10 protein-coding genes and 1 pseudogene are annotated in these 11,635 nt (G+C 33.9%); 10 read left to right on the top strand and 1 reads right to left on the bottom strand.

From position 1 onward, the window contains the following. Positions 1 to 48: 48 nt before the first annotated feature. On the bottom strand, positions 49 to 432 hold the full coding sequence (locus EG348_RS17995) for an RNA recognition motif domain-containing protein (RefSeq protein ID WP_123984348.1): 384 nt from the start codon (positions 430 to 432) through the stop codon (positions 49 to 51). 282 nt (positions 433 to 714) lie between these two features. On the opposite strand from EG348_RS17995, the gene EG348_RS17990 reads away from it, so the two are divergent. The 10 genes and pseudogenes from EG348_RS17990 (at position 715) to EG348_RS17945 (ending at position 10,933) form a co-directional block, all read left to right on the top strand. Continuing rightward, positions 715 to 936 carry a helix-turn-helix domain-containing protein gene (locus EG348_RS17990; RefSeq protein ID WP_123984347.1) on the top strand — a complete coding sequence of 74 codons (222 nt, stop codon included), beginning with the start codon at positions 715 to 717 and terminating at the stop codon, positions 934 to 936. 18 nt (positions 937 to 954) lie between these two features. After that, positions 955 to 1,368, top strand: a pseudogene (locus tag EG348_RS17985) (DUF6157 family protein). Positions 1,369 to 1,463: 95 nt separating this feature from the next. Further along, the gene (locus tag EG348_RS17980; RefSeq protein ID WP_123984346.1) at positions 1,464 to 1,859 is read left to right on the top strand and encodes an acyl-CoA thioesterase; all 396 of its coding nucleotides are present in this window, start codon (positions 1,464 to 1,466) and stop codon (positions 1,857 to 1,859) included. Next, entirely contained in the window at positions 1,856 to 2,416 is a 561-nt protein-coding gene (locus tag EG348_RS17975; RefSeq protein ID WP_123984345.1) for a helix-turn-helix domain-containing protein, read from the top strand. Before EG348_RS17980 ends, EG348_RS17975 begins: the two co-directional genes overlap by 4 nt. Positions 2,417 to 2,606: 190 nt before the next feature. Further along, a complete protein-coding gene (locus tag EG348_RS17970; protein WP_123984344.1) occupies positions 2,607 to 5,453 on the top strand; it encodes a heavy metal translocating P-type ATPase in 2,847 nt (948 codons plus the stop codon). A gap of 139 nt (positions 5,454 to 5,592) precedes the next feature. Next, a complete protein-coding gene (locus EG348_RS17965) occupies positions 5,593 to 6,321 on the top strand; it encodes a DUF72 domain-containing protein (RefSeq protein WP_123984343.1) in 729 nt (242 codons plus the stop codon). Between the two features lie 130 nt (positions 6,322 to 6,451). Continuing rightward, complete coding sequence (locus EG348_RS17960; RefSeq protein ID WP_123984342.1) at positions 6,452 to 7,318, top strand: polysaccharide deacetylase family protein; 867 nt, start codon at positions 6,452 to 6,454, stop codon at positions 7,316 to 7,318. Between the two features lie 240 nt (positions 7,319 to 7,558). Then, on the top strand, positions 7,559 to 8,218 hold the full coding sequence (locus EG348_RS17955; protein ID WP_123984341.1) for a YggS family pyridoxal phosphate-dependent enzyme: 660 nt from the start codon (positions 7,559 to 7,561) through the stop codon (positions 8,216 to 8,218). Positions 8,219 to 8,274: 56 nt separating this feature from the next. After that, on the top strand, positions 8,275 to 9,459 hold the full coding sequence (locus EG348_RS17950) for a sigma-54-dependent transcriptional regulator (RefSeq protein ID WP_066758733.1): 1,185 nt from the start codon (positions 8,275 to 8,277) through the stop codon (positions 9,457 to 9,459). Between the two features lie 112 nt (positions 9,460 to 9,571). Beyond that, a complete protein-coding gene (locus EG348_RS17945; RefSeq protein ID WP_123984340.1) occupies positions 9,572 to 10,933 on the top strand; it encodes an MATE family efflux transporter in 1,362 nt (453 codons plus the stop codon). The last annotated feature ends 702 nt before the right edge of the window (positions 10,934 to 11,635 follow it).

The raw sequence follows: 11,635 nt of genomic DNA, 5'->3' as shown, positions 1-11,635 counted from the left end.
TATAATAGTGCATAAAAAAAGCGGCTTAAAAAAGCCGCTTATATTTTTTTACCAACGATTTCCACCGCCATTACCACCACGGCTGTTTCCACCTCCACCGTAGCCACCGCCACCGCTTCTGTTGTTTCCACCACCACCGTAACCACCACCGTTTCCTCCACGGTTGTTGTCAAAGCTTCTTCTTGGCTTCTCTTCTCTTGGCTTAGCTTCAGATACGTTAAGCGTTTTTCCGTTTAGTTCGTACTGGTTAAGAGCTTCAATTGCTTGTTTTCCTTCTTCATCACCCATTTCTACAAAACCGAAACCTCTAGAACGACCAGTTTCTCTGTCTGTAACTATTTTAGCAGATGATACCTCACCATATGCTGCAAATAAATCGTGTAACTCGTACTCTTTAGTTGAGTAATTAATGTTTGAAACAAAAATGTTCATTTTGAATAAAATTAAAAAATTAATAAAAATTTGGTATATAAAAGAAAAGCAACATAAATTAATGAACAAATATTGATTCCAAATATAAACGTATGCAAGATACAATTAAAAATTTCAAATCAAAGTTTTTTTTATCTGTATTTTCTACAGTTTTAGAGTTTTTAAAGTTTAAATATTAAAAAAAAATAAATATTTATTGTTTTTCAACAAATATTTATTGATATTTGTATTAAATTTAAGAATTATTTAACATCAAAAACAATCATTAATTTCAAAGATTATATGCCAATAATAGTAAATTTAGATGTAATAATGGCCAAAAGGAAGATATCTCTCAATGAATTGTCCGAAAAAGTGGATATTACACTATCCAATCTTTCGATTTTAAAGACGGGAAAAGCAAAAGCTATTCGTTTCAGTACGCTTGAAGCTATTTGTAAAGCGTTAGACTGCCAGCCTGGAGACCTATTAGAATATAAGGAATATTGTAAATCACAGTGCTAATATTTTAATCATGTTAATATGAAAGAACATACCACCAACTACACCAATACTTTTATTGAAGTGGCAGATGACTGCACTGTTTCAAAGGCACAGGTACCGCCTAAAAAGAATGAAAAAACGTTAGCCAATCTTCAATATGATCAAATTGTAAAAAATCCTTATAAATATTCTTCTGACGATATTATTTTCACTTGTTACACAATTAAAAATGATATTTCGAAAAGTGAAGAGCAAGAAGAAAGGAATTAGTTCTTTTCAAAATGCCAGCCTTGCCTTCGTACCTCACCATTAGCGAAAAGATATGGTTTTGGAATTCATCATAATTCAGAAGGGAAAGTTGCCTTATTTCCTTTAGAAAGTAAAGATTATGAAACCTTTTTAAATGATGATTCAATAAAAAAAGTAAAAGCTATGCGATCAAAGAGAAAATGATTGAGAAAATAAATAATTCTCTTTTAATAACTAAATGCTATTCCTTTGATAAAGCCAGTTTTTAACACTAAATTTGCACCACAAACAAATGAAACATGAATTACCACACTAGAAAATGGGTAAAACCGGAAGATCTTAATCCTAATCATTCACTTTTTGGAGGAAGATTATTACAATGGATCGATGAAGAAGCTGCTCTTTATGCCATCATTCAATTAGAAAATACAAAAGTTGTTACCAAATTTATATCCGAGATCAATTTCGTAAGTTCCGCAAAACAGGGAGATATTATCGAAATCGGGATTGAAGTTTCTTCATTCGGATCTTCCTCAATCACGCTATGTTGTGATGTTAGAAACAAAATGACTCACCAAACGATCATTACGGTAGATAAGATCGTAATGGTAAATCTTGGAGAAGAGGGAAACCCTTTGCCACACGGTAAAACTAAGGTTGAGTTTGTGAAAGACAGATTAAACAGTCAATTATGAAAATTTTCATAAAAAATATGGTTTGCGGCAGGTGTATTTCTGCCGTTGAGAATATTTTTAATGATTTTAATATCAAGATTACATCAATTAATCTTGGCGAGGTCGAATCCGAAACTGAAATCGCCAATAGCACTCTGGAATTACTTGAAAAACGACTTGAAGAAACCGGTTTTGAGAGAATAAAGGATTCCGCACATCAACTTATAGATAAAATCAAAACACTGATTATTGAAAAAATCAGCGAACTTGATATTGATGAAAATTTTCTTTTGTCTGAATTTTTAAGCTCGAAACTTCATAAAGATTACAGCTCGCTTTCAAAAACCTTTTCTCAAAACGAAAATATTACGCTGGAGCAATTCTTCATCCTTCAAAAAATTGAAAAAGTAAAAGAATTGCTTTTATATAACGAATTTAATTTAACGGAAATCTCCGGAAAGTTAGGTTACAAAAGCGTTCAGCATTTATCATCCCAATTCCGAAACAGCACAGGCTTCACTCCTACTGAATTCAAAAAACTGAAAATTCATAACAGAAAGCCGCTGGATTTTGTCTGAGAGTTTGAGCGTATGAGCATATTAGAATTTTTACCCTAAACTAACTCATCACTTTCAATCCCTTTTATACACTCTTACCCTAAAACTCTAATACACTCCAACACTCCAACCTAATTTTATAAACATTATCCTTAAATTTATAACAAGCTTCCGCCTTCATTTTGGAAATTTGTAGTATAAATTTAGGATCATGCAACAACAATATAAAATACTCGGGATGACGTGTTCCGGTTGTCAGAAAAAAATATCAGAAAAGCTTAACAGCCTGGAAGATATTAAAGCTGATATCAATCTGGATAACAGTACGGCAACCATTATATCCGATAAAGAAATTGAACTTTCTGCTTTAAATAAAGCTTTAGAAGAAATTGGAAACTATAAATTAGAAGATCCAAACAGCCCCGATAAAGCTTTTGTAAAACCTCAGGATCGAGTTTCTCCATCTTCGGTATATTATTGCCCGATGGAATGTGAAGGAGATAAAGTATATTTCAAACAAGGACAAAGATGCCCGGATTGCAATATGTATCTCGTTCCTATTGAGGAAAAATTAGCAAAAGACCCCAATTATAAACCAACCTATTCTTCCATCAACTTACCTGAAAATTTCAAAGATAATATTGGAAAATACTATTGTCCAATGTTCTGTGAAAGCGATACAATCTATGATGAAAAAGGCGATTGCCCTGTTTGTCACATGCATCTGGAGGAGATTACGGAAGATTTAGTTCAAAATTCAACCTCGCAGACCCATTCTCATTCCCACAATCACAGCCATCATCATGAAGCTCCGAAAGTTACGGATGAAATGGCGGGTAAATACTTCTGTCCGATGTATTGTGAGGGCGACAAAGTATACGACAGTAACGTCGGCTGTCCTGTTTGCGGAATGGATTTGGTGAAATATCCAGAAAAAAAAGCAGCCAAATACACTTGTCCCATGCATCCTGAAATTATCAGTGATGAACCCGGAGATTGCCCGATTTGCGGAATGGATTTGGTAAGAATGCCTGATGCAGACGGTGAAGAAGAGGATGAAACTTACAATATTTTAAAACGTAAATTCATTATTTCTCTGGCTTTTACCATTCCTGTTTTTATACTTTCAATGGGTGGAATGTTTATTAACTTCCCTTTTTCTTATCAAATCCAAGGAATAATTGAGTTGATTTTAACGCTTCCCGTACTGTTTTATTCAGGTTGGTTCTTAATGAAAAGAGGCTATATTTCTTTCAAAACATGGAACTTAAATATGTTCAGCTTGATCGTTTTGGGTGTTGCTGCAGCATTTATTTTCAGTATTGTTGCTTTAGCTTTTCCTGATATTATGCCGCATGAAATTCGAGGTCATAATCATGAAATCCCATTGTATTTTGAGGCAGTCACTGTGATTTTAACGCTTGTTATTTTAGGGCAGTTAATGGAAGCTGCTGCTCACAAAAAGACAGGAAATGCCATCCGTGAATTAATGAATCTTTCTCCTGATGAAGCCAATTTGATGGTAAATGGTGAAGATAAAAAAGTATTGCTTTCTCAAGTCAAAATTGGAGATCTCTTAAAAGTAAAACCGGGTGAAAAAATTCCTGTTGACGGAAAAATTATCGAAGGAAGTTCTATTGTAGACGAAAGTATGATCACGGGAGAGCCGATTCCTGTTGAGAAAACGATCAATGACAGAGTATCTTCCGGAACGATTAACGGGAATCAGGTTTTTATTATGAAAGCTGAAAAAGTAGGTGATGAAACATTGCTTTCTCAGATCATTAAAATGGTTAATGATGCCAGCCGAAGCAAAGCTCCAATACAAAAATTGACGGATAAAGTTGCCAAAGTATTTGTTCCTGCTGTTATTTTGATTGCCGTTCTTACTTTTATTTTATGGCAGTTTTTCGGTCCGGAAGGTCAAAAAACGTTATTTGCTTTTGTGAACGCGGTAGCTGTTTTAATCGTGGCTTGTCCATGTGCTTTAGGCCTTGCAACTCCGATGTCTTTAATGGTCGGAATTGGAAAAGGTGCTAAAAATGGTATCTTAATTAAAAATGCCGAAGCCCTTGAACAAATGAATAAAGTAAACGTTTTAATTACCGATAAAACAGGTACTTTAACCGAAGGAAAACCTTCTGTAGAACATATTGAAACAGCAAAAAATGAAGATAAAAATCAAATCTTCAAATTGGCTTTTTCATTGAATCAAAATTCAGAACATCCACTTTCGAATGCTGTGATCAAAAAGGCAAAAGAACAAAATATTAAGGCTGAAAAAGTAGATCAGTTTGAAAATATTTCCGGGAAAGGCGTAAAAGGGAATATCAATGGAAAAACGATTTATCTCGGAAACGAAACGTTATTGACTTCCAATAAAATTACGATTCCTGAAAATTTGAAACAAAAAGCAATTGAAGTTCAGTCAAAAGCCCATACGATTTCTTATATTGCTGAAGAAAATTCAGTGTTAGGATTCATTAGTTTTACGGATAAAATTAAGGAAAGTTCTAAAAAAGCCGTTCAGCAATTGATCAGTGAAGGCATTGATATTATGATGATGACGGGCGATAACGAACATACCGCAAAAGCTGTTGCCGATGAATTGGGAATCAAACATTTTAAAGCCAACTGCCTTCCTGAAGATAAATTAAATGAAGTGAAAAAACTTCAAAAAGAAGGCAAAATCGTAGCCATGACGGGCGATGGAATCAACGACTCCCCTGCTTTAGCACAAGCCAATATCGGGATTGCCATGGGAACCGGAACTGATGTTGCCATAGAAAGTTCTGAAATTACTTTATTGAAAGGAGATCTTCTTGGCGTTGCCCAGGCAAAATTATTAAGTGAAAAATTATTGAAAAATATTAAGGAAAATCTGTTTTTTGCTTTTATTTATAATGTGTTAGGTGTTCCGGTTGCGGCAGGATTATTGTATCCATTTTTTGGAATTCTATTATCTCCGATGATCGCAGCGGCAGCGATGAGTTTCAGTTCATTATCTGTGATCTTAAATTCATTGCGATTGAATTCGGTTGATTTGGAGATTAAATAAATTTTTAATTCTTTCGCAGATTTTTATTGATATTGATTTTAATAAACAATTGAATATAAATCTGCGAGAGAAATAAAGTTTTCATATGAATAGGAATTGGCTTTAGCCAAAACTTAAAATATTCAATACATTTTTAAATATGAAAAAAGAAAATCTTTATATCGGTTGTTCAGGCTTTTACAATGCTGATTGGAAAGGATCTTTATATCCTGAAGATGCCAAAAATAAAGACTTTCTTACGCTGTATTCTCAAACCTTTAATACAGTTGAGATCAATTCTACTTTCTACAGAAAACCAACTGCAAAAACACTTATCAAATGGTTTGATGAAACTCCCGATGACTTTAAATTTTTCATTAAAATCCCAAAAGTGATTTCGCATGAAAAGCGATTGAAAGATTGTAAGGAAGAAATTTCAGAATTCTGCAATCATATTCAAACTAATCTAAAGGATAAACTTTCAGGATTTTTATATCAGTTTCCGCCTTCTTTAAAAAATACTCAGGAAAATATTGATCTAATTTTAAATACTCTTGATTTCAACTTTTCAAATGTCATTGAATTTCGTCATGAATCTTGGTGGACAAAAGAAATTTTTGATATCTTAAAAGAAAAAGACATCGTTTTTTCCGGAGTGAGCTTTCCAGGTAATCTGCCGGAAGATTTTATTATAAATCATTCTGAGATTATATACTACAGACTTCACGGAAAACCTATTCTTTATAAGTCTGAATACTCAGAAGAATTTCTTAATAATTTAGCTGATAAAATTAGAAAATCGCAACATAAAATATTTATATTTTTCAATAACACTTGGGGAACTGCTGCAATTCATAATTCGCTGTATTTGAAGAAAATTCTGGAATAAAAATCAGTTAAAAAAAATAAATTAAAAAATCCTTAAAAAGTGAAATTTTAAGTAAATGCGGCATATAATTTGTTAACATTATTTCGTAAAATTTAACGATTTTTAACAAATTTAACTTCCATTTACTTTTATGAAAAAAAACTTTGCGGAAAAGTCTAAAAACGGGACTTTTCTTGGGATGCTTGCATTGATGAGTGCGACTTCGTTTTTATTTAACAGCTGTGATCAGCAAAATGACAAGAAAAAATCTGAAAAAATGATTTCCAACGTCCATCCCGTCGCAAAAATTATCCCCCAAATTGATGATGAAGATGTTCCTTCCGACAAAAGAGTTATTTACCTTACTTTTGATGATGGCCCTAATCAAGGAACCGAAAATCTTCTTAGAATTTTAAATAAAAGAAACGTTTGCGCCACCGCTTTCCTAGTTGGGCAACACGCTTATGGAAGTAAAAAACAAAAGGACGGTCTCGAATTATTAAGAAAAGATCCTTTGATAGAACTGGCCAATCACAGTTATACTCACGCTCACAATAAATACACAGATTTTTATAGAAATCCTGAGGCTGTAGTCCGTGATTTTGACATTGCAAAAGACAGTTTAAGACTAACTGATAAAATCGCAAGAACTCCCGGAAGAAATATCTGGAGACTGAACAATATTACTGCTACAGATCTAAAAAGCTCTACTCTAGCAGCAAACAGCTTGCAAAAAGCCGGCTACAAGGTCATCGGTTGGGATCTGGAATGGAAACCTACCAATAAAATGGCTTTGAAAGGAAACCATCAGGCTATGCTGAAAAAAGTAGACAGTATTTTCTTTAATGATCTTGAAAAAACCTCAAGGCATTTGGTTTTTCTAACGCACGATCAATATTTAACGGATGCAGATTCTATTGATGAGCTTGATCTTTTTATCGAAAAACTTCAGAAAACCAACAGATTTGTTTTCAGGAAAATATCTGCTTATCCGAAAATTAATGAGATTTTGAATTAACAAAACTTATACAGTATAATTGTCACTCTGACGAACTGAGAATCTAAGCTTAATAATCTTAACAATTTATTCTAACTTAATGGTATAATTTTTTAAACATTAAAATTTATTTTAGAGATTAAGAATATTAAGAGATTGCTTCACCTTCGGTTCGCAATGACAGTCTGAGTGCAAGATTTTATCATTAAAATTTTATAAATTCATTAGTTTTTTGCTTTTAAAATTCAGAAATTTGCAATTATGAGCATTACAGAAAACTATCATACTATAAAAAATCAACTTCCCTCAACTGTGCAGTTGGTTGCAGTTTCAAAAACACATCCTGTTTCAGCGATTCAGGAGGTTTATGATCTTGGACAAAGAGTTTTTGGAGAAAATAAAGTTCAGGAATTATTAGAAAAATATCCTTTGCTTCCAAAAGATATCCAATGGCATCTGATCGGGCATTTACAAACCAATAAAGTAAAATATATAGCTGAATTTGTTGATACCATTCAAAGTGTTGATTCTAAGAAATTATTACTGGAAATTAATAAAGAAGCAGGAAAGCATAGCCGTAAGATTAAAGTTCTTCTACAGGTTAAAATAGCGGCAGAAGACAGTAAATTCGGACTTGAAATTACTGAAGCTGAAAATTTATTCAAAAAATATATCAATGAAGAATTTCCAAATGTTGAAATTACCGGTTTAATGGGAATGGCAACGTTTACAGACGATCAGAACCAGGTAAAAGAGGAATTTTTATTACTAAATAAAGTTTTTAACGAATTAAATCAACTAAAAAAACTGGAAACATTATCAATGGGAATGAGTGACGATTTCCCGATTGCCATTGAATGCGGCGCTAATTCTGTGAGGGTTGGATCTGCTATTTTCGGAAGGAGAGATTATTCAAAATAGAACATTTAGGTACAGTTTTTGCTAATAATTCAATCAAAAAAATTAAATTTGCAACTATGCAAAAAATCCTTATTGTAGAAGACGAAAAAGCAATCTCCGGAGTACTTCACAGTATTCTTTCGGATGAACTTACCAATTATGAATTTGTAATCGCCGAAGATGGTTTAGAAGGCTATAAGCAAGTAGAAAAAGAAGATTTCGCGCTGGTGATCTCGGATATTAAAATGCCAAAACTCTCAGGTACAGAACTTTTAAAGCAAAGTCTGGCTCTGAAACCTGAAACTACTTTTATCATGATCTCAGGACACGCAGACATTGATTCTGCGGTTTCTTGTTTAAGGGATGGTGCATATGACTTCATTTCTAAACCCATTGACATCAACCGTTTGATTACAAGCGTAAAAAATGCCTTGGTTAAAGAAACTTTGAAGAAAGAAAATAAAAATCTTCAAACTGAAAATAAAACTTTAAAGAAAAAAGTTAACAAAAAGTACCAAATGATCGGTCAGTCTGCCGGATTACAGAAGATCCAGGATATGATTGAAAAGGTAGCTGTATCTGATGCGAGAGTATTGATTACAGGTCCAAACGGTGCCGGAAAAGAATTGGTAGCTCATGCTATTCACAATCAAAGTGAAAGAGCAAGAGGTCCAATGATCGAAGTAAACTGTGCTGCAATTCCTTCAGAATTAATTGAATCTGAACTTTTCGGACACGTAAAAGGTTCGTTTACAGGTGCTATTAAAGATAAGCAGGGGAAATTTGAACAAGCTACTGGCGGTACTATTTTCTTAGATGAGATCGGAGACATGAGTTTGATCGCTCAGGCTAAGGTTTTAAGAGCTTTACAGGAAAGTAAAGTTTCTCCTGTCGGAAGCGATAAGGAAATTAAAGTTGATGTGAGAGTTCTTGCAGCAACGAATAAAAATATGCAGAAGGAAATTGAAGAAGGAAAATTCAGAGAAGATCTTTACCACAGGCTTTCTGTGATCGAGATCTATGTTCCGCCATTGGATGAGAGAAAAGAGGATATCAAATTATTGGTAGATCATTTTTCGGCTATGATCTCTGAAGAACACGGTACTGCTTTGAAAAAATTTGATGATAAAGCTATTGAAGCATTAAAAGCCCTTTCGTGGACTGGAAATATCAGAGAATTGAGAAATGTTGTGGAAAGATTAATTATTCTTGGTGGAGCTACTGTTTCCGAAGAGGATGTTGCAAGTTTTGTAAGGAAATAATTTAATTATTATTTTAAATATATTAAAAATTGCAGTATCATTTGTTACTGCAATTTTTTTTGTTTTAAACCACAAAACAATTTGATTAAAACTATATGAATTATAAACTACTATGAAATTTTTAGATAGAAAATATACAAAAGAATGCCTTACTTTGGCTCTTCCTGTGATGTTGACGCAGGTGGGGCAAGTCTCGGTGAATCTGTTCGACAATATTATTGTCGGAAAATTATTAGGAGCTGACGCATTGGCTTCTGTGTCTTTAGGAAATGCGGTGTTTTTCTCAATGTTTGTATTGGCGCTGGGATTTTCTTTTGCGATTCCACCATTGGTTTCGGAAGCGCAGTCTAAAGGTGATCACAAAACGATCAACTCGGTTTTCAGTCACGGATTTGTTATCAATATGACTGTTGGAATTATTTTGATGGGCGTCCTGCTTTTGGGACTTCCTCTACTCTATCATTCAGGTCAACCTGCAAAGATCGTTCCCGATACGGTAGATTTCTTAGGAATTATGGCGGTAAGTATTGTTCCTTTCATGGCTTTTCAGACATTGAGAGAGGTTTCCGAAGGATTATCTTATACGATTGGAGTTACGAAAGCGACCATCATCGCAAATGTAATTAACATTGTTTTAAACTATGTTTTCATTAAAGGACTTTGGATCTTCCCGGAAATGGGTGTAAAAGGTTCTGCATTAGCAAGTTTAATTGCCAGAATTTTCATGGTCGTTTTCTTGTACTATGTACTTTTAAAAGAGAAAAAAACAAGACAATATATCAAAGACTTTTCATTAAAAATTCAGGTTTTTACGAAAGAAATGTTTGAAAAAATGGTAAGATTGGGCTTCCCGACAGCTTTACAAATGTTCTTTGAAGTAACGGCTTTTGCAGGAGCGGCTTTTATCTGCGGATTAATCTCTGCTCATGACATCGCTTCTCACCAAATTGCTTTGAGTATGGCTTCTTTTACCTTTAATTTATGTATTGGTTTCAGTGTTGCATCAACCGTGATGATTGGTAAAAAATTAGGTGAACAAAACTTTGTTGAATTAAGAAAAGTCGGAATCAATAACCTGAAAATTGCCTTTATTTTCATGTGTATCTGTGGAACAGTTTTCATTATTGGAAAAGATATTCTTCCTACTTTCTTCACTAAAAAAGAAGAAGTCGAAGTGATTCAGTTAGCTTCAAAATTAATGATTATTGCTGCTTTATTCCAGCTTTCAGACGGGATTCAGGTTACGGCATTGGGAATGTTGAGAGGTTTACAGGACGTTAAAATCCCTTCTATTTATACGTTTATTGCGTATTGGGTGATTACGATTCCTTTAGGATATTTCCTTTGTGTAACGATGGAAATGGGAGCTTTCGGAATGTGGATCGCTTTAGGATTGGGATTAACAATCTCTGCGGTGATGCTCGTCAAACGATTTTTAAATATGTCTGCTAAAAGAGTGAAGCAGAATGCATAAAATGAAAGCGGTCTTTTTAGATCGCTTTTTTTATTATGCCTTTTTGTCACCATCCATTTATTGGAATAGAAATTGTCATAAGATTGTTGTTACTTGATATAAGATTGAGAACTCAATCGAAAGTCAGGATTGCCGAAGAACCCATTTGCAAAGGATTAGTGAGAACCTTCATGGTTGTGCTAATCACTCTTTCAATGAAGTGTTCTATGTCAATCTCGTTTGATACCATTGTGTATGATAAACACAAGCCCACTGAAACTATGGTACCAAGCTATTATAATAGTAGAGAGAGACAGCAATTCCAAGTCAAAGTGTTAAAAAATGTGAAAGTTTCAAAAAACTTGCACAGGTCATAAAAAACCTTAATTTTGACTATAATGGAAAGAACAGCCCAATTTCAAACACTGAATGGCAAAGTAACAAATAACAATGCAATTTCTTGCGCCCACAGTTTAAGACTTAAGATTTTCCTTAAGTGCGCGCTTGATATAAGATTGAGAACTCAATCGAAAGTCAGGATTGCCGAAGAACCCATTTGCAAAGGATTAGTGAGAACCTTCATGGTTGTGCTAATCACTCTTTCAATGAAGTGTTCTATGTCAATCTCGTTTGATACCATTGTGTATGATAAACACAAGCCCACTGAAACTATGGTACCAAGCTATTATAATAGTAGAGAGAGACAGCAATTCCAAGTCAAAG

Source organism: Chryseobacterium sp. G0201 (assembly GCF_003815655.1).
Classification (GTDB): Bacteria; Bacteroidota; Bacteroidia; order Flavobacteriales; family Weeksellaceae; genus Chryseobacterium.
This window is presented reverse-complemented; position numbering and strand designations above follow the sequence as displayed.